The sequence below is a fragment of the Leptothrix ochracea genome, assembly GCF_041083635.1.
GTDB lineage: Bacteria > Pseudomonadota > Gammaproteobacteria > Burkholderiales > Burkholderiaceae_C > Sphaerotilus > Sphaerotilus ochraceus.
This window is the reverse complement of record NZ_JBFPHB010000021.1, coordinates 92955-112198: the sequence shown is the minus strand read 5'-3', so window position 1 is coordinate 112198 and position 19244 is coordinate 92955. Positions and strand designations below refer to the sequence as shown.

Annotated in this window: 18 protein-coding genes; 13 read left to right on the top strand and 5 right to left on the bottom strand. The window is 61.9% G+C overall.

Translation table 11 applies throughout. From position 1 onward, the window contains the following. Positions 1 to 3 precede the first annotated feature (3 nt). Positions 4 to 891, bottom strand: a complete 888-nt coding sequence (locus tag AB3X39_RS08670) for an alpha/beta fold hydrolase (protein ID WP_369416965.1) — start codon at positions 889 to 891, stop codon at positions 4 to 6. 105 nt (positions 892 to 996) lie between these two features. Here AB3X39_RS08670 and AB3X39_RS08665 point away from each other — a divergent pair, with 105 nt between their 5' ends. The 5 genes from AB3X39_RS08665 (at position 997) to AB3X39_RS08645 (ending at position 5064) form a co-directional block, all read left to right on the top strand. Continuing rightward, positions 997 to 1767, top strand: coding sequence for a 3-hydroxybutyrate dehydrogenase (locus AB3X39_RS08665; RefSeq protein WP_369416964.1), 771 nt, complete (start codon positions 997 to 999; stop codon positions 1765 to 1767). 155 nt (positions 1768 to 1922) lie between these two features. Further along, on the top strand, positions 1923 to 2657 hold the full coding sequence (ompR, locus tag AB3X39_RS08660) for an osmolarity response regulator transcription factor OmpR (protein ID WP_369416963.1): 735 nt from the start codon (positions 1923 to 1925) through the stop codon (positions 2655 to 2657). A 100-nt stretch (positions 2658 to 2757) separates the two neighbouring features. Continuing rightward, positions 2758 to 4065, top strand: coding sequence for a sensor histidine kinase (locus tag AB3X39_RS08655; protein WP_369417017.1), 1308 nt, complete (start codon positions 2758 to 2760; stop codon positions 4063 to 4065). 116 nt (positions 4066 to 4181) lie between these two features. Next, a complete protein-coding gene (locus tag AB3X39_RS08650) occupies positions 4182 to 4625 on the top strand; it encodes a YeeE/YedE family protein (RefSeq protein ID WP_369417016.1) in 444 nt (147 codons plus the stop codon). Positions 4626 to 4653: 28 nt separating this feature from the next. After that, entirely contained in the window at positions 4654 to 5064 is a 411-nt protein-coding gene (locus tag AB3X39_RS08645) for a DUF6691 family protein (protein WP_369416962.1), read from the top strand. Here the strand turns inward: AB3X39_RS08645 and AB3X39_RS08640 are convergent. Both AB3X39_RS08640 and AB3X39_RS08635 read right to left on the bottom strand, forming a co-directional pair. Then, positions 4984 to 5547, bottom strand: coding sequence for a cyclic nucleotide-binding domain-containing protein (locus tag AB3X39_RS08640; RefSeq protein WP_369416961.1), 564 nt, complete (start codon positions 5545 to 5547; stop codon positions 4984 to 4986). The two genes, AB3X39_RS08645 and AB3X39_RS08640, sit on opposite strands and share 81 nt — an antisense overlap. A 96-nt stretch (positions 5548 to 5643) precedes the next feature. Continuing rightward, the gene (locus tag AB3X39_RS08635) at positions 5644 to 6846 is read right to left on the bottom strand and encodes an ammonium transporter (protein WP_369416960.1); all 1203 of its coding nucleotides are present in this window, start codon (positions 6844 to 6846) and stop codon (positions 5644 to 5646) included. A gap of 361 nt (positions 6847 to 7207) precedes the next feature. Here AB3X39_RS08635 and AB3X39_RS08630 point away from each other — a divergent pair, with 361 nt between their 5' ends. Further along, positions 7208 to 8668 carry a DEAD/DEAH box helicase gene (locus AB3X39_RS08630; protein ID WP_369416959.1) on the top strand — a complete coding sequence of 487 codons (1461 nt, stop codon included), beginning with the start codon at positions 7208 to 7210 and terminating at the stop codon, positions 8666 to 8668. On the opposite strand, the gene AB3X39_RS08625 is transcribed toward AB3X39_RS08630, so the two are convergent. Both AB3X39_RS08625 and AB3X39_RS08620 read right to left on the bottom strand, forming a co-directional pair. Then, the gene (locus AB3X39_RS08625; RefSeq protein WP_369416958.1) at positions 8607 to 9632 is read right to left on the bottom strand and encodes a 2-hydroxyacid dehydrogenase; all 1026 of its coding nucleotides are present in this window, start codon (positions 9630 to 9632) and stop codon (positions 8607 to 8609) included. The genes AB3X39_RS08630 and AB3X39_RS08625 overlap by 62 nt on opposite strands. Further along, positions 9604 to 10314 carry a nitroreductase gene (locus AB3X39_RS08620; RefSeq protein WP_369416957.1) on the bottom strand — a complete coding sequence of 237 codons (711 nt, stop codon included), beginning with the start codon at positions 10312 to 10314 and terminating at the stop codon, positions 9604 to 9606. Before AB3X39_RS08620 ends, AB3X39_RS08625 begins: the two co-directional genes overlap by 29 nt. Before the next feature lie 132 nt (positions 10315 to 10446). Here AB3X39_RS08620 and AB3X39_RS08615 point away from each other — a divergent pair, with 132 nt between their 5' ends. The 7 genes from AB3X39_RS08615 to AB3X39_RS08585 all read left to right on the top strand — a co-directional run bounded on the left by AB3X39_RS08615 (position 10447) and on the right by AB3X39_RS08585 (position 19213). Next, positions 10447 to 11019, top strand: a complete 573-nt coding sequence (locus AB3X39_RS08615; protein WP_369416956.1) for a phasin family protein — start codon at positions 10447 to 10449, stop codon at positions 11017 to 11019. A 229-nt stretch (positions 11020 to 11248) separates the two neighbouring features. After that, positions 11249 to 11623, top strand: coding sequence for a DUF2946 family protein (locus tag AB3X39_RS08610; RefSeq protein WP_369416955.1), 375 nt, complete (start codon positions 11249 to 11251; stop codon positions 11621 to 11623). Between the two features lie 96 nt (positions 11624 to 11719). After that, positions 11720 to 12595, top strand: a complete 876-nt coding sequence (locus AB3X39_RS08605; RefSeq protein ID WP_369416954.1) for a hypothetical protein — start codon at positions 11720 to 11722, stop codon at positions 12593 to 12595. Between the two features lie 66 nt (positions 12596 to 12661). Continuing rightward, on the top strand, positions 12662 to 14326 hold the full coding sequence (locus tag AB3X39_RS08600; protein ID WP_369416953.1) for an MbnP family copper-binding protein: 1665 nt from the start codon (positions 12662 to 12664) through the stop codon (positions 14324 to 14326). Between the two features lie 10 nt (positions 14327 to 14336). Beyond that, a complete protein-coding gene (locus AB3X39_RS08595; RefSeq protein WP_369416952.1) occupies positions 14337 to 15509 on the top strand; it encodes an MbnH family di-heme enzyme in 1173 nt (390 codons plus the stop codon). Further along, positions 15509 to 17695 carry a TonB-dependent receptor gene (locus AB3X39_RS08590; protein WP_369416951.1) on the top strand — a complete coding sequence of 729 codons (2187 nt, stop codon included), beginning with the start codon at positions 15509 to 15511 and terminating at the stop codon, positions 17693 to 17695. Before AB3X39_RS08595 ends, AB3X39_RS08590 begins: the two co-directional genes overlap by 1 nt. 120 nt (positions 17696 to 17815) lie before the next feature. Further along, entirely contained in the window at positions 17816 to 19213 is a 1398-nt protein-coding gene (locus AB3X39_RS08585; RefSeq protein ID WP_369416950.1) for a fibronectin type III domain-containing protein, read from the top strand. Positions 19214 to 19244 lie beyond the last annotated feature (31 nt).

Below are 19244 nucleotides of genomic sequence, written 5' to 3'. Positions count from 1 at the left end.
TGTTTAGGCGGTCACGGTGTCGCGAAGAAAAGCAAGAACCGCCTCCACTTGGTCGGAGTGAACCAACGTGGGGGCATGTCCCACCCCTTCAATCTCCACCACCCGTGCACGCGGCCCACGCTGGCCCATCGCCATGACGGTGGCGGGCGAGAGCAAATCGGACGCCACCCCATGCACCAACAAGGTTGGACAGCTGATCTGATCGTAGGCATACCAAAGGGCGGCCGTCCCGAGCTGCGCGGCTTCGAGCGTCATGTGGCGCAGCGGAAAAGCAATCGCCGGGTCGTAGTGCAGCTGATAGCCACCCCCTTCAACGGGCTTGAGTTGATGGCGACATAGCTCCAACCACTGCGCCGGCGTATGCGGCCCAAAGGTCTTGGAAACCTCCCACAAAGCCTCGGCGGCCGCCTCGATGCTGGGCCAATGCGTCGGATCACCCAAGTAAGCCGAGATGCGTTGCAAGGCCACCGCTTCAATCACTGGACCGATATCGTTGAGCACCAACTTGCTGATGAGGGAACCCGGCAGTGAGGCCAAAGCCATACCAATCAGCCCGCCCATCGACGTTCCCACCCACGCCAGTTCCTGCACATCGAGCCGGGCGATCAGGGTCACCATATCGGCCACATAGGTCGGGACCACATAACCAGCCGGATCACGCAACCCGTCGGAGTGCCCTCGACCCACCACGTCGGGACAGATCACCCGAAAACCTTCGGCCACCAAAGCGCCGGCCAAGACATCGAAATCGCGCCCCTGACGGGATAGCCCGTGCACACACATCACCACCCGAGGGCTTTCCGGATCACCCCATTCCCAATACGCCATGCGGTGCAGGCCTTTGGAATCGAGGCATGAGACATGGCGCAAGCTGGGCTGTAAATGGGTCATGGGGCGATCAATGGAAGAAAGTTGCACGGAAGGTGGCTGAAAGGCCGGTGTCGATAATGAACGGTTCTAGCTTCTACAGCTTCTGATTAGATAAGAGGATTCACCATGCTCAAAGGCAAAACTGCACTCGTCACCGGATCAACCAGCGGCATCGGCTTAGGGATCGCCTTGGCCTTGGCGCGTCAAGGCGCGGACGTGATTCTGAACGGCTTTGGCGACGCTGAAGGCCCAAAAGCTGAAGTTGCGGCGCTGGGCGTGCGTGTCGGCTACCACGGCGCCGACATGAGTCGTGCTGCTGAGATCGAAGCCATGATGGCTTACGCCCAAACCGAGTTCGGCGGCGTGGACATCTTGGTCAACAACGCCGGCATCCAACACGTCTCGGCGGTCGAGGATTTCCCGGTCGATCGCTGGGACGCCATCATCGCCATCAACCTCAGCTCGGCCTTCCACACCACACGCTTGGCGCTGCCCGGCATGAAGGCCAAAAACTGGGGCCGCGTGCTCAATGTCGCTTCGGTGCACGGCTTGGTGGCTTCGACCCAAAAAGCCGCTTACGTGGCGGCCAAACACGGCGTGATCGGCCTGACCAAGGTGGTCGCGCTTGAAAATGCCACCACCGGCGTGACGTGCAACGCCATCTGCCCGGGCTGGGTGCTGACGCCCCTGGTGCAAAAGCAAGTCGAGATGCGCGCCGCCAAGGAAGGCGTCGATATCCAAGAAGCCACCCGCCGCTTGCTGGGCGAAAAGCAGCCCTCGCTGCAATTCACCACCCCGGAACAACTGGGTGACTTGGCTGTTTTCCTCTGTTCTGCGGCCGCTGACAACGTGCGCGGCGTGGCTTGGAACATGGACGGCGGCTGGACCGCGCAATAAGTTCGGCCCGCACAGGCTCCTCGGAGCATCGCCCCTGTTACATTTGTGGATGGGCTCGATCCCACTGACGCAAGATGTGTAACAGGGGGTCAAGATGCCCGTGATTCGGGCCTCAGCTGCGGACAATCGGCCCCGTTACATATTTGGAGGCCGCGATGTCCAACACCAATCCCCAGCGTACCGACCGCATTGTCGTGGTCGATGACGACGCTCGTATCCGCGATTTGCTGCGGCGCTACCTGACCCAAGAAGGCTTTGAAATTCTCCTTGCCGAGGATGCCAAAGCGCTCAACCGCATCATCACGCGTGAAACGATCGACCTGATCGTCCTCGATTTGATGCTCCCCGGGGAAGACGGGCTGTCGATCTGCCGCCGCCTGCGCGCGGCCAATGATTCGACCCCGATCATCATGCTCACGGCCAAGGTCGAAGACGTGGATCGCATCGTGGGCCTTGAAGTCGGCGCGGATGACTACCTGCCCAAGCCCTTCAACCCGCGCGAACTGCTGGCACGCATCCACGCCGTGCTGCGCCGCCGCCCGGCTCAAGAAGCCCCTGGCGCGCCCTCGCGTGAAGCTCAAAGCGTCACCTTTGGCCCCTTCGAATTCGATCTGGCCCTGCGCCGCTTGACCAAGAATGGCGAAGTGATTTCACTCACCACCGGCGAGTTCTCGATGCTCAAAGCCTTGGTGCGCCATCCACGCCAACCCCTGAGCCGCGACAAACTGGCCCAACTGGCGCGTGGGCGTGAATTCGAGCCCTTTGACCGCAGCTTGGATGTGCAAGTGTCTCGTCTGCGCAAGATGATCGAACCCGACCCGACCCAACCGCGCTATATCCAAACCGTCTGGGGTGTGGGCTACGTCTTTGTGCCGGACGGCGCAGCCTGAGGTGCGGATGTCCACTGCATCCGCCGTGAAAAACGAGTCTGCTTCTGCGTCCCTGAGCTTGCCGGAGTCGCTCTTGCGCTTTGTCCTGCGGCGTTTTCCGATGAGCCTGTTCTGGCGCACATTTTTGTTGCTGTCAGTCATGCTCGGTTCGGGCATTCTGGGTTGGGTTTACACCCTGCGCTATCTCGAACTGGAGCCGCGCGGGGTGCAAGCCGCGCAGCAAATCGCCAGCTTGGTGAATCTCTCACGAGCTGCGCTGCGCTACACCGATCAGCTCAACCGGCTCTCCCTAGTCAAAAACATCGCTGAGCAAGAAGCGGTGCGCTTGCAGCCGCGCGAACCGGGAGATAAGTGGGAGGCGTTCGAAATCGATCGTTTCACGCGCACGATCGGCGCTGAGCTGCGGTCTCGGTTGGGGCCACAAACCATCGTCGCCAGCAGCGTCAACGGCACCACCGGACTGTGGGTGGGCTTTTTGATCGAGTCCGACAACTATTGGTTGCAGGCCGATCAAAACCGGGTGCAGTCCGCCATGACCGGACGGACCACCATGGCCGTCATTGGTTTGACCTTGTTGCTGACGCTCGGCGGCTCGGCGCTGATCGCAGGCATCATCAACCAACCGCTGCGACAACTGTCGGTGGCCACCAGTCGTATTCGCGAAGGTGAATTCGGCTCACGCTTGGATGAGGAGACCTCGACGCGTGAAATCCGCGAACTCAATCGCGGCTTCAATCGGATGGCGCGCGAACTGGCCAAGATCGAGGAAGACCGCGCTGTGATGCTGGCCGGCATCTCCCACGATTTGCGCACGCCGCTGGCGCGCATGCGCTTGGAAACCGAGATCAGCGTGGCCGACGAAGAGGCTCGGCGCAACATGGCCTTGGACATTGATCAGCTCGACGCCATCATCGATAAGTTCATGGACTACGCTCGACCCACCCAGGTCAAGCTGGCCCCCGTGATGCTTTCACCGCTGGTGGACCGGGTGATCGCCTCGGTGCGCAACACCGAACACATTCGCATCACGTCGCGTGTGGCGATCGATGCTCGCGTGATCGCTGATGAAACCGAACTGGCCCGTGTCTTTGCCAATCTGTTCGAAAACGCCCGCCGCTACGGCCGCTCCAGCGACGGCGTGGCCCATGTTTCGGTGACCTACGCCCGCTCAGGGCACTGGATCATCGTCAGCGTGCGCGATCACGGACCCGGTGTACCGACCGCCATGTTGGCTCGGCTGACCACGCCCTTCTTCCGGGGGGATGCGGCACGGACGCATGCCGGCGGTGCCGGTTTGGGCTTGGCCATCGTGGACAAGACCATGACCCGCATGGGCGGTCAGTTCGATATCTCCAACGCGCCAGACAGCGGGTTTGTGGCGCATATCCGCCTTCGTCGCGCCGGTTGAACCCACCTTCCGTGGGGAACCCCATAAACCCACGGGGGTATAAGCTTGGTGACAGGAAAGAGGCGAGGTTCTGTGGCTCAATGCAGGCCTTCGTCTTTGCTGTACATCAAACCATGATCACAATTGTTTGGGACCAATTCACCCCCGTTCAGGCCTTGGTGGGCGGCGTGCTGATTGGCTTGGCTTCCGCGCTCTTTTTGCTCGGCAATGGCCGGATCGCCGGTATCGCCGGCATCATCGCCAGCCCCTTGCGGGCCGTGATGGCAGGCCGCACCCTGACCCCTGAAATGCCCAGACTCGTCTTTCTCACAGGTCTGATGGTCGCCCCGTGGCTGTGGCGCTTATTCGCACCGCTGCCCGCTGTTCAAGTGGGCGTGGGTCCGTTGGCCGTGATCGCAGCAGGCTTGCTGGTCGGTGTGGGCGTGCGCATGGGCAACGGCTGCACCAGCGGTCACGGTGTCTGTGGTTTATCGCGCTTTTCGGTGCGCTCGCTCGCCAATGTCATCGCCTTTATGGCGGCCGGTGTGGTCAGCGTGTTCGTGCTGCGTCACCTGATCTGAAGAATTCAAGCTAAACCAAGGAATAACGATGAACCTCCTCTTAGCCTTGCTGAGTGGCCTGATTTTCGGCATCGGTCTGATCGCTGGCGGGATGACCAATCCGCTCAAAATTCAGAATTTTCTGGATCTTTTCGGCACGTGGGATCCCAGTCTCGGTTTCGTCATGAGTGGCGCCATTGCCGTGGGCGTCTTTGCCTTTGCCGCCGCCAAACGCCGTGAACGCTCCTGGACAGGCGAACACATCGAATTGCCCACCAACCGCACCATCGATACCCGCTTGATTTTGGGCGGCGTGCTGTTTGGTGCGGGTTGGGGCTTGGGTGGCTTTTGCCCAGGTCCAGCGTTGGTTGCGATGAGCTCAGGCGTCAGTTCGGCGCTCTATTTCATCATCGCCATGCTGGCGGGCATGGTGATCCACGACCGTTGGCTGCAACGCTAAAGTGTCTTGACCTGACTCACGCAACATGGCTCGAAACAGCAGTTCGTCCGTGACGATCAAGCGTCGAGCCACTTCGCGGCCAATGTTCATTTGTATCAAGGCAAACTGTTCAGCATCGTGCTCGAACAGTTCATACAAGGCCGCCAAAGAGATTTCCAGCGCCTCGCAAGCGATCTCAGCCCGAACAGAAGCACTGCGGGTCGAGAGATTGAGCAAAGCCATTTCGCCAAAGCAATCTCCCGGCCCCAAGGTCACCAAAGTCATCTCAATGCTGTCCCAGCATTTGAGCACCGACACAGCCCCACGCTCCAAGACGTACATCGTGTCTGCCGTATCACCCTGACGAAACAAGTACACCCCTGGATCGAAGTGATGGGTGCAGGCGCGCGCCAACAGAAACGCCAAGGTCTCTGCCCGCAGTGCCCCAAAGATCGGCATGCCCTGCAACAGGGCGATCCGCTCATCCAAACGATGAAGCGCCATGGAACCATCCCCTCCTCGGGCCACCGAGCCCCAAGGCGACATTGTCGTTGGGGATGGCGCTTTTTTCTGGGCGCTTTGTTCGATAGGGCTTACGGCTTACCAGCTCACTTCACGGTCAGGCGTGGCGCCAATTTTGTGAATCGAGAGGTCAGCACCCTCGTATTCCTCTTCTTGGCTCAAACGCAAGCCGATCAAAGCTTTGATCAGGCCGTAGACCAAGAATCCCGACGCCAAAGCCCAAGCGACGATCATCAAGGTCCCGAAGGTCTGCGCCCCAAGACTCACGCCGCCCAAGCCGCCCAGCGCCTTCTGACCGAACAGACCCGCAGCGATACCGCCCCAAGTACCGCATAAACCATGCAGCGGCCACACGCCCAGCACGTCGTCGATCTTCCAGCGGTTTTGCGTCAGGGTGAACAAGCTGACAAAGATGGCGCCAGCCACACCGCCAACCACCAAGGCACCCGCCGGATGCATCAGGTCTGAGCCAGCACACACCGCCACCAAACCGGCCAAAGGACCGTTGTAGACAAAGCCCGGGTCGTTTTTGCCCATGAGCACCGCCACCAACGTGCCACCCACCATGGCCATGAGGGAATTGACCGCCACCAGCCCCGAGATCTTGTCGATGGTCTGGGCGCTCATCACGTTGAAGCCAAACCAACCCACCGCCAAGATCCAAGCACCCAGAGCCAAGAAGGGGATGTTTGACGGCGGATGCGCGCTCATGGCGCCATCTTTGCGATAGCGGTTGCTGCGCGCACCCAACAGCAAGACAGCGGCCAAACCGATCCAGCCACCCAAGGCGTGCACCACCACACTGCCGGCAAAGTCATGGAACTCTTCGCCAAAGTTCGACTTCAACCACGCTTGGATGCCAAACGCTTGATTCCAAGCCGCACCTTCCGACAAGGGATAAATGAAACCCACGATCACGGCCGTGGCCAAAAGTTGTGGGCCGAAGCGTGCGCGCTCGGCGATGCCACCAGAAATGATGGCCGGAATGGCGGCAGCAAAGGTCAGCAAGAAGAAGAACTTGACCAGTTCATAGCCATTCTTGGCGGCCAAGGTTTCAGCGCCCGTCATGAAGCTCACACCGTAAGCTACCACGTAACCCACGAAGAAGTAAGCCACGGTTGAGACCGAAAAATCGACCAAGATCTTGACCAACGCATTGACTTGGTTCTTCTTGCGCACAGTACCGAGTTCCAAAAAGGCAAACCCAGCGTGCATGGCCAAGACCATGATCGCTCCAAGCAGGATGAACAGCGCATCCGAGCTTTGTTTCAACGTTTCCATCCACATCCTCTGAGAGTCAAGAACAGTGCACCAATAAGCAGCAGAAACAAGCAATCCATGTGCCAACTTGGTGCCATAGCGCGCTCACTTTTGGCGCCACGCCAAAAAGCACCAAAAACGGGCACAACAACATACACACTCGCAGATGCGCACCTTATTTGTGCTCATGTCTACTTTTTGCTCTTTCATGGTGCATTTCTGATCCATCAAGGACAAGCACCGCGCGGGGGCTGCTTCACCGTTAGAATGTCGCGCTCTACACACCGTTAATCCCCTTCTACCGGTGCTCTATCGACCGATCCTCGATTTCAAGGTCGGCACTCGCAGCATCGAACATCTGCCCGAAACACGGGCTTCATCCATGACATTTGACGATCTGGGCTTGGCCCAGCCGATTCTTCGTGCCGTGCACGAAGAGGGCTACACCATTCCGACACCGATTCAGCAACAGGCCATTCCGGCCGTGCTGGCCGGTGGTGATTTGCTCGCCGGCGCCCAAACCGGCACCGGCAAGACCGCCGGCTTCACACTGCCGCTGCTGCATAAGCTCGATGCTGGCGAACCCGTCAAGGGCAAGAACGGCCGCCCCGCCATCCGCGCCCTCATCCTGACCCCCACCCGCGAACTCGCCGCCCAAGTCGAAGAAAGCGTGCGCACCTACGGCAAGTACCTCAAGCTCACCAGCATGGCGATGTTTGGCGGCGTGAGCATGGGCCCGCAAGTCGAGCGTCTGCGCCGGGGCGTGGACATCTTGGTGGCCACACCGGGACGTCTGCTGGATCACCACGGTCAAGGCACGCTCGACCTGAGCCAAGTGCAGTTTTTCGTTCTTGACGAAGCCGACCGCATGCTCGACATGGGCTTCGTGCACGACATCAAACGCGTCTTGGCCATCGTGCCGAAGAACAAACAAAGCTTGCTCTTCAGCGCCACCTTCAGCGACGAGATCAAGGCCTTGGCCGACCGTCTGCTGAACAAGCCGCAAGTGATCGAAGTCGCGCGACGCAACACCACTGCCGAGACCATCGCGCAACGGGTGATCCATGTCGGCCGCGAACGTAAGAAAGACTTGCTCGCTCACCTGATCAAGAGCCAGCAGTGGCACCAAGTGCTGGTGTTCACACGCATGAAACACGGCGCCAACCGACTGGTCGAGTTCTTGGAAAAGAGCGGCATCAGCGCCATGGCCATCCACGGCAACAAGAGCCAAGGGGCCCGTACCAAGGCCTTGGCGGAATTCAAGACCGGCGACTTGCAAGTGCTGGTGGCCACCGACATCGCAGCGCGCGGCATCGACATCGATCAGCTGCCCCACGTGATCAACTTCGAGCTACCCAACGTGCCCGAAGACTACGTGCACCGCATTGGCCGCACCGGCCGTGCAGGCGCACAGGGCGAAGCGCTCTCGATGGTGTGCTTGGACGAAATGGGCTTCTTGGCCGACATCGAAAAGCTCATCAAGCGCACCATTCCGGCTGAAACCGTGGCCGGGTTTGAAATCCCCCACGGTGAGCGTGCTGAGCCGATCCAGATCGGTCGCCGCACGCTCAACGGTGCCCCTGGTGGCGGTGGTGGTGGTGCCCGAAACGGTGGCGGGGGTCACGGCGGTCACAACACCGGTGCCAGCCACGGTGCGCGTCGCCCACAAAGCCATCCTCAGGGCCAAGCTCCGAAGAAGCCGGCCGGCCCCAACACCAGTACCGCGCATCCGCGTGGCCCGGTGGCAGCCACACCACGTCCGGGCGGTCCGCGCAAGGACGTCAGCCCAGGACCTGGGGGTTCACGGCCGTCAAGGGGTCCGATCCGCCAGCCAGGGCGATAAGGTTATCGGCGGCCAGGCGCGCCATGGCGCGTCGGGTCGTGCGGGTCGCACTGCCAATGTGGGGCGTGAGCACCGCGTTGGGTCGATCAAGCAGCGCCTGTGGCACCGCAGGTTCGTGTTCGAACACATCCAGCGCTGCGGCCGCCAAGCGCCCGGCCCCCAAAGCATCGGCCAGCGCCAGCTCATCGACCAAGCCGCCCCGGCCCACGTTGGTGAGCGTCGCACTCGGCTTCATCAGCCCAAGGGCCCGTGCATCGACGATGTGATGCACGTTGGCGCTGTAGGGCAACACGATCACGAGGTGATCGGCTTCTTGCATCAGCGCGTCGAAACTCACCCAGCGGGCCCCCAAGGGCTCAGCCATCTCGGCCGGTAAAGGGTTGCGGTTGTGATAGATCACTGGCATGCCAAAACCCAAGGCACCGCGCCGCGCCACAGCTTGGCCGATCCGGCCCATGCCCAAAATGCCCAAGGTCGCGCCATGCACCTCCATGCCGGTGAAGAAGTCGCACGACCAGCGCGTCCACGCGCCCTGACGCAAAAAGCGCTCCGATTCCCCCACGCGCCGCGCGGCGGCCATCATGAGCGCAAAGCCCAGATCGGCCGTGGTTTCGGTCAGGACATCGGGCGCGTTGGTCACCACCACGCCACGGGCCGTACAAGCCGCGATGTCGATGTTGTTCACGCCCACCCCCAAAGAACACACCGCCCGCAGTTCAGGACAGGCATCCAGCAACGCCGCATCGATGCGCTCGCCCACCGTGACCAAAGCGCCCCAATGACCTTGAAGACGCTCGATCAACTCAAGCTGCGACCAATCCGCATCGTCCGAATTCAAGCTCAGCTCGACGTGCGCCCGCAGCACCTCGATCACGGCGGGATCGATCGCCCGGGTCACCAGCACGCGGCGGCGCTGGGGGGCAGCGGCACCGGGATCACGCAGCAAGGTCATCGTTGTCTCCATGAAACTGAACAAAGTCGCTCAACGCAGCTCGTTCAGTCACGAGCCGGTTTTCAGGGGCCGCCGGGTCGGCATAGCCCAAAGCCATGCCACAAACCACTTGCTCGTTGGCCGGCAGATGCAAATGCTCGGCAATCAGGCGGTGGTACGGCGTAAAGGCGGCTTGCGCGCAGGTGTCCAAGCCCCGCGCCCGGGCTGCGATCATCACGCTTTGCAAAAACATGCCGTAGTCCAGCCAACTGCCCTGCTGCATCACCCGATCGATGGTGAAAATCAGGCCGACTGGCGCGCCAAAGAAATCAAAGTTTCGCCCATGCTGGGCATGCATGCGGGCCTTATCACCCTTGGCAATCGCCAGCAAACCATACAAATCAAAGCCAACCTTGCGCCGACGATCGATGTAAGGCGAGACCCACTCGCTGGGGTAATAGGCGTATTCCTCGGCATGCTCGGCCGCTTGGGCCGGATCGTTGAAGGCGGCCAAGATGCGCGCACTCAAGACCTGACGGCTGGAGCCAGTCAGCACATGCACCCGCCAAGGCTGGGTGTTGGTGCCCGAAGGAGCCCGTGCAGCCACGGCCAAAATGGCTTCGAGCTGCTCCTGGGTCACGGGGGTGGAGAGAAAAGCGCGGATGGAGCGGCGCGAGCGCAACGCGGCATCGACGGCGGCCGTCGCATCGGCCATAGAATTTGCTGCGTCGCAACAAAAAGAGCTTGCATTCAACGTTGTTCTCCGTATACTTGCCTCAAATGCTGCACCGCAGCAAAACTTGTTTCTCGACCAACCATCCACTCTTTTCTTTCTCAGGAGCTCACCATGATCACTGCTGACCAATTCGCATCCACCGGCAAGGCCCACGTTGAAACCCTGCTGGAAGTGGGTCAAAAAGCTTTCGAAAGCGTTGAAAAGCTGGTTGAGTTGAATCTGCAAACCGTGCGCGCCTCGCTGGACGACTCGGCTGACGCGGCCAAGGCCGTGATGTCGGTCAAGGATGCTCAGGAACTGTTGGCCCTGCACACCAGCTTGGCTCAACCGGCTGCTGACAAGGCCACCGCTTACGGCCGCCAAGTCTATGACATCGCTTCCGGTTTCCACGCCGATGTGAGCAAGTTGTTCGAAGGCCAGATCGCTCAAGCGCAAGGCCAGTTCATGTCCCTGATGGACGGCGCCCTGCAAAACGCGCCTGCCGGCAGCGAAAACGCGACGGCCATGTTCAAGTCGGCCATGACCGCCGCCAACAACGCCATCGAAACCATCCAGAAGTCGGCCAAGCAAGCCGCTGGTGTGGTTGAAGCCAACATCCAAGCTGCTGCTCAAACAGCAAACAACGCGGCCAAGGCCGCAACCGTTGTGATTCCGAAGGCTGTGAAGCCGTCGAAGGCAGCTTAAGGATTCAAGCTTTTGCGCAGCGGGGCTTGAAACCCACGTAGAACGCCCGATGTAGGGTTCTACGCAGCGATGACTCCTCTCTGCGTGAAGGTTGTCTCCTTGGTATCTCGCTCATCCTTGGGCTCGGTACATTCAAACCCGACAGATTTCTGTCGGGTTTTCTTTTTGTTGCGGACCAACCACACTCTCTGAAGCGCGTTCTAAGCTTTTCGCTTCAAAATAGCGCCCCATGAAACGCACCCTGTCACAGCGCCTCATCAGCTGGATCGGCATCGCCCTGATCTTGCTGAACGCGCTCGTGCCGGGGTTGTCGCATGCCATGCACGGTGGCTCCATCAAAGCCGTGGGCTTGGATGCCTTGGCCGATCTGTGCGTCACAGCCAGCGCCAGCCCAGACGGCGATGGTGGCTCCACAGCCGCCATGGGGGACTGCGTGTTCTGCGCCCATGCACCCATGTCGGCGGCGCTGCCCTCCGACAGCCGTGCAGAAGTTCCTTCGACACGCACCCTGCAACGCCAAGCACCCACCCACGAGCAAGTCATTGCGCGTGATCGTGCGCTCTATCCCCCCGCCCATCCACGGGCACCCCCAGCCAGCTGCTGAATCTCAACCGCGTTGATGCGGTGTCGTCGGCCTGTCGTCGCAACGACAGAACGCCACACCACATCGGTTTTTGATTCTTGCTTGCAGGGGCCTTTCATGGCACAAGCCACCGCACATTCGAGCCGCGTTGCCCAGCCGCATCGGCGGCCACCGCTGCCGCGTTCTACAAACGCGCACGCCGTTCGTCCCGATCCAGTCGTCACGGTCCGCCCGGCACAGACCACGTGGACACTGAACGCGGACCCCGCCTTGGTGCTGGCCAACGCCGCACACTGGGGCATGCTGGCCGTGACGACGTTTCATCGCTTGGGCGTTTGCACCAGCGTGATGGAAGTCAGCCGGGTAGACATCGACGCTGAGCGCGTGATGCTCTGCTCAGGAGGCGCACAGGCGATTCAACTGCGACGTCAACAAGGTTTGCGGGGCCGAGCCGGTTACGCATCGCAAAGCAAGACTTTGGACGGGTCGTTCACCATCGGTTTCAACGATGCTGAGGGTGAACCCGTCATGACCCTCGCCGTCCTCAACCCAAGCCGCGTCGCTGGTGTCATCGAATCCTTGCGCTACCACGCCAAGAAAGCATCCATGCCGGACGCTGGCCATAGCGATGCCAAGGTTTCATCGTCATCAACGCCCCTTCATCTGTCGATCAGCACCTTGCTGCGTTGCCGCGACGACCATGACGCGCTCAGCTTGGACCTCCTCAGTCATCACGTGCGGCATCGCTACATCGGCCCGATCCACCTAGCGCGCCGTTGCTCCGGATTGGTGAGCAAGCCGCACTACAGCGGTGACGGCATGACCTTGCAACTCACGCCAAGTGCCATTCACAGCATCAGCGCCCACACCCTCAGCGACGGCACCCCTGGCGTCAACGTGCACAGCCTTGGCGGCGGGCACCTGGGCATTGCCCCCGCCAGCGGTATCGAGTTCGCCACCTGGTGGGCTGAGCAAGCTTTGCTGAACGCCTGAGCCCACATCGAACACGTTTCTTTGACCCATCTCGGCCCTCTCATCCAGCCAACGGATCTTTGCACCATGAAAACTTTGACTCAAACCTCCTTCGCACTGGCCGCTATCGCAGCAGCACTCACCGCTTGCGGCGGTAGCACCACCACCACGCCAACCACCTCGGTCAGCGGCTCGGTGGTGGACGGCTACCTGTCCGGTGCCACCGTCTGCGTCGATGTCAACAAGAACGGCAAGTGCGATGCGGGTGAACCCACCGGCACCACCGATGTCAACGGCGCCTTCACCATCAGCGGCGTGACCACTGCCGACGCAGCAGCCGCGCCGCTGGTGGCCCAAGTGCCAAGCACCGCCGTGGATTCGGATGCGCCGACCACGACGGTCGGCAGCAACTTCGTGCTGAGCACGCCCGCCGGCAAGACGGTGATCAGCCCGCTCACCACCTTGGTGCATCAAACCATGCTCAAGGACAGCACCAAGACGTCCGATACCGCCGCCGCCGACCTCAAGGCCACGGTCAGCAGCCTAGCGACCACCACGGACGTGTTTGCCGACTATGTCAAGGGCAACGACACCAACGCCCACACCGCCGCTCGGGTGGTGGCCAACTCCTTGAAGGCCAACTACGACAGCGTCACGGCCGGCAATGCAGGCAAAGACACCCAAGTGGCCATCACCCTGGGTGAGGTGGCCAAACAGGCCCTGATGAGTCAAGGGGCCGCACCGAACGCGGCCCTACCCGTTGGCAGTGAAGACCCAGCCACCCTGCGAGCACAGATCGCCGCCCAGACCGCCACCGCCGCCGGAGCCACCCAAGCCGTGACGATCAACTTCGACATGGTCAACGGTGCCAGCACCACCGTCCATTGCGGCGACCCGATCACGGTGGCCAACACCAAGCTGTATGACCTGACAAATCCGGCAGCTGCCCCAGCCCTGATGGCCACCACCACGGCCCAAACCACGCCGGGCCAACTCACCGACACCCGCTTTTACGTGGCCAACATCGTGCTGCTAGATGCTGCGGGCAACAGCACCCCGCTGTACATGACGGACAACGCCAGTCAGTCGGCGGCCGGAGGGCTGGCGCTGATTGACTTTGGCCACAACACCGCTGCGCCCACAGCACCGATCGCCTGCACCAACACCTACAACACCGCCATCACCGGCTTGGTTGCACCCGGAACCTACACCGGTATCTCGATGACGATTGGAGTACCAGTCCGCTCGGCGGACTTCAAGACCCCGATGAACCACGTCAACGCCACAGCCACGACGTCACCGACCCCCTTGCAAAACGCGGACATGGCTTGGTCGTGGCAATCGGGCCGCAAGTTCATCAAGATTCAGTTCCGCCCGACGGCAGCGCTGATCACATACGCCGCCAACACCAAGCTGTACGGCACCTCGGCCACTGCCGACTGGAACGTGCATATCGGTGCCACCGGCTGCTCAGGCGACCCAACCCTCGGTAACGAGACCAGCTGCACCAACCCGAACCGCTTGGGCCTGAAGTTCGACGGCTTCAACGCCAACTCGCAAAAAATCGTGCTCGACATCGCACAGTTATTGCAGAACGCCGAACTGGATTTCACGTACACGGCTCCTCCGGGCTGCATGTCAGGTTCGACCGATCCGGATTGCGCCCCGATCTTCAAGGCCTTAGGCCTTGATCTGGCCACTGGCAAAACACTGAGCGGTGCTGGCGTGCAAACCGTGTTCATCGTCAAGTAAAGAGATAACGATGAACCGGGCTGATCTGAAACTTCTCGGGGTCGGTGCCGCCGTGCTGGCGGCGCTGGCGGTCACCGTCGTCATCTGGCGTTCACCCGCCCCGACCGGCACCACCTGGGTTTGGAAGCTGCCCAAAGGCTTCCCGGAACCCTTTGTGCCGGCCGACAACCCGATGTCGGAAGCGAAGTTCCAGCTCGGTCGTCGCCTGTTTTACGACAAGCGGCTCTCAGGCAACGGCACGATGGCCTGCGCCTCGTGCCACTTGCAGCGCTTGGCCTTCACCGATGGCAAGGCGCTGGCCACCGGCTCGACCGGCGACCTCACCGCCCGCAGTGCGATGAGCATCGCCAACGTCGCCTACAACCCGACGCTGACTTGGGCCAACCCCTCGCAGTCGTCGCTGGAGATCCAAGCGGTGGTGCCGATGTTCGTCGAGAACCTCGCCGTCGAGTTGGGCATCAACGAGCAAAACAAGACCGAGGTGCTGGCGCGCTTTCAGAAGAATCCGGACGACCGGCTGCGCTTCAAGGCCGTTTTCCCGGACGAGGCGGAGCCGATCAGCTTCATGAACATCGTCAAAGCGATCTCAGCCTTCGAGCGCGGCGTGATCTCAGGTGACTCGAAGTTCGACCGTGCCCAAACGGGCGAAGGGTCGCTCTCCAACGCCGAGGAACGTGGCCGCCAGCTGTTCTACAGCGAGCAGGCGCAATGCTCCACCTGCCACAGCGGCTTCAACTTCTCCGACCAAACGATGCACGCCCAGTCCACCCGAGTCGAAAAGCCGTTCCACAACACCGGTCTCTACAACGTCGATGGCCAAGGTGCCTACCCGGCCGACAACCCCGGTCTGATCGGCGTGATGCCACAGCCAGCCTCGAACATGGGTCAGTTCCGCGTACCCAGCCTGCGCAACATTGCCGTTACAGCGCCCTACATGCACGACGGTTCGATCGCCACGCTGGAAGACGTGCTGGCGGTTTACGCCGCCCACGGTCGCAACATCAGCAGCGGACCCCTCAAAGGGGATGGACGCAAAAATCCGTTCAAGGACACCCGCCTCGACAAGATTCAGCTCAGCGCCCAAGACAGAGCCGACATCGTTGCCTTCCTGAAAACGCTCACCGACGAGTCTTTTCTGACGAATCCGCGTTACGCCGACCCCTTTGCCCCCGAAAGTCATTGATGCATCTGCGGCTTGCCCTGACCCATGAAGCTTGGCCCCTGACCGCAGGAGTGTTGCTCGCCATCGTGATGCCGACTCTCCATGCCCAAGAGGTTGCAGCTCTGCCGTCGGTGGTCATCACCGGCAACCGCCCGGAGCGGGGCTTACCCCGCCAGCGCACCGTTGAAAGCGACAGCGCCCGACTGCTGGCGGATCAACCCGGCGTGAACGTCTACGAGGCCGGCGGCGTCTCCAGCCTGCCGGTGATGCGCGGCTTGGCCGATGACCGCATCCGCGTGCAGGTCGATGGCATGGATCTGATGGCGTCGTGCCCCAACCATATGAACTCGCCGCTGTCCTACATCGATGCCAGCCAAGTCGGGCAGATCCGGGTCTATGCCGGCATCACCCCGGTCAGCGCCGGCGGCGACAGCATCGCCGGCACCATCCAGATGGATTCGGTGGCTCCCCATTTCGCCGCCGAAGGTGAAGCGCCGATCAGCTCGGGTCGCATTGCCAGCCATGCCCGCAGCAACGGCCAAGCTTGGGGCACGAACCTACGCGGCGACTGGGCCTCATCCACGCTGGCCTTGAGCGCCGGCACCGCCTACACCCGGTCGAAAAATTACCGCGCTGGAGCCGACTTCAAGCCGGCCGGCCCAGCCGCACAGGGTCAGGCTTGGCTCGACGGCAACGAGGTGGGCTCGACCGCCTTTCAGGCGCGCAACGACGATGCCAGCCTAGCGCTGCACACCAAAGCCCACCTCATCCAACTCCAACTCGGTCGCCAGCACATTCCCTTCGAGCTGTACCCAAACCAGCGCATGGACATGACCGGCAACGACAGCACCCAAGTCAACCTGCGCTACAGCGGCCAGTACGACTGGGGTGAACTCAAGGCCCGCGCCTATCAACAGCAAGTGCGCCACCGCATGGACATGGGCGAAAACCGCGCCACCTACGGCACCGGCATGCCGATGGACACGCGCAGCCTGACCCAAGGCGGCAGCGTGAGCGCCGACATCGACCTGAACCCGACGCAAACCATGCGTCTCGGCGCCGAGGGTCAGGGTTACTGGCTCTACGACTGGTGGGCCCCGGTGGGCATCGGCATGATGGCCCCCAACACTTTCTGGAACATCGATTACGGCACCCGCAACCGGATCGGCGTCTACGGCGAATGGGAAAACCGCTGGAGCGCCGACGGCACGTTGCTGCTGGGTCTGCGCCATGACCGAGTGACCGCCAACGCCGGGCCAGTGCAGGGCTACAACGCCACGTCGATCTGGGCCGACGATGCCGCTGCCTTCAACGCCCGAGATCGCCAGCGCAGCAACCCGCACTGGGACTTGAGCGCCCTGGCCACCTGGAAGGCCAGCTCGAACCTCGCTCTGGAAGGCGGGCTGGCACGCAAGACCCGCTCACCCAATCTCTACGAGCTCTACCCTTGGTCCACCCAGCCGATGGCCACGCTCATGAACAACTTCGTCGGCGACGGCAACGGCTACATCGGCAACCCCGATCTGCGCCCCGAAGTCGCCCACACGCTGAGTCTGTCAGCCGACTGGCACGACGCGCCGCAGCAGGTTTGGAGCCTGAAACTGACGGGCTACACCACCCAGGTCAGTGACTACATCGACGCCGTCCGCTGCGCCAGCCCGATGTGCGGTGGGGCCGCCAACGTCCAGACTCGAAACGGCTTCGTCAACCTCAGCTACCTCAATCAGTCCGCTCGACTCCAAGGCTTCGACCTCTCGGCCCGGCGACAGCTTGGTCAAAGCACCGACTGGGGCAGCTTCAGCCTGAATGCCCTGACCAGCTATGTGGACGGGGTCAATACCACCACCGGCGATCACCTCTATCACCAGATGCCGCTGAACCTGAAGCTCGCCCTGACCGAAAGCTTGGCCGCTTGGACCCACACCGCCGAGTACCGCGCCGTGGCAGCCAAGACGGCGGTTTCGCAGGTGCGCAATGAGCTGCCCACGCCGGGCTACGCGCTGCTCAGCCTACGCAGCAGCTTTGAGCGCCAGCAGTTGCGGCTCGACCTGACGCTCGACAACGTCTTCAACCGCGCCTACGACCTGCCGCTGGGTGGGGCCTATGCCGGCCAAGGTGCCTCGATGTCCACCACCAGCCTGCCCTGGGGCATCACGGTGCCCGGCCGGGGCCGCTCCATCGATGTGGCCCTGAGCTACCGCCTGTGAACCCCAAGCCCCCGCAAGATTCACAAGATCCACAAGATCCGAAAGAGACCGCAGCGCATGTTTTCCTTGCACCCTCGTCGAACCTCATGCCCCTCAAACCGGGCAAGTCCCGCACTGCTCGTGACCCTGATGGGTGCCTTCGGCAGTTTGCTGAGCGGCTGCGGCGGCGGGGACGGCCCAGCCTTGGACGCCGTGCCACAGTCCATCGCTTTCCAGCAACCCACGCCCACGCTGCAACTCGGCAGCAACGCCACGCTGACGGCGAGCGCCAGCTCAGGCCTGCCGGTCAGCTACACCAGCCTCACGCCGGCGATCTGTAGCGTCGGGGGAGACTCAGGCGTCATCACCGCCCTCACCTTGGGCACCTGCCAGATCGTTGCCAATCAGGACGGCAACTCGCACTACGCCCCGGCCCCCGTGACCAAGCTGACGCTGGTCGTGCAGGTCAACCGCGCGCAAACGATCAGCTTTTCGCCCTCACCATCCTTGAGCGTCTATGGCTCAGCCACCATCGCAGCCTCGGCCAGTTCGGGCTTAGCAGTCAGTTTCAACACCACGACACCGCTGATCTGTCAGGTCAACGCCCAGACCGGCCTGATCACAGCCCAAGCCACCGGCAGCTGCGTGATCGTGGCCACCCAGGCTGGCGATGCCCATCACGATGCAGCTCCGCCCGTAAGCACGACCCTGAGCGTTGGCGGGAGTGCCGGTACCCTTGGCGTTCCGAGTGCGCCCCAAGGCGTTTCAGCCACCCTAGGCAGCACCGATGACACCGTGATCGTCAGCTACGCCGGGCTAAGCGATGCCGGCGGCAGCCCGATCACGGCGTACACCGTCGCATCGGTGCCCGCCGGACTCAGCGCCAGCTCCGCATCAGGCCCCATCACGGTGACTTGCCCATTGAGCTGCGCCGGCTATGCCTTCAGCCTGAGCGCCCGTAACGCCAGCGGCGACGGCCCGGCCTCGGCCACAGCGGAGGTCATCACCACCTTTGATGTGCGAGCACGTTTCTTCGAGCCCGACACGCAGCCGAACGACTCGATCTTCGTCGGCACCTTCACGCTGAACTCGACCACCCGCGCGGTCTCTGGGCTGGCCGGCACACTCAGCGAGTCGATGACCGGCTCGGCCAATGGTTCGACGCCGATGACGCTGATTGCGCTGACCCATCAGCTCTCATCGGTCAGCAACGGCGCAGGGGGTTTGCTCGCCTCGAGCTTCGCACTCAACACCATCGACACCTTCAGCCCGAGCGGCTTTGCTGACACGACCAACGGGATCTACCACGGTTTTCCAGCCGTTTGGAACGCAGCGACCGCCAACTCCTTCGTGACCCTTGACATCGATCCGAACCGCCCCACTCAAAGCCTCAACGCATCCCAAGTCAGTCGTCTGGCCTACGGTGACTGCGCTCAGGGCGGCATGATGGGTGCGGCCTGCATGACCGGCACGGCCAGCGGAGGGACGATGGGCGGTTACCCCGTCGAGCAGGTCGTGTCTCGACGCTTCATTCCATGATCTGCGCCCCGAGCCCGCCGTATTTTTCTTG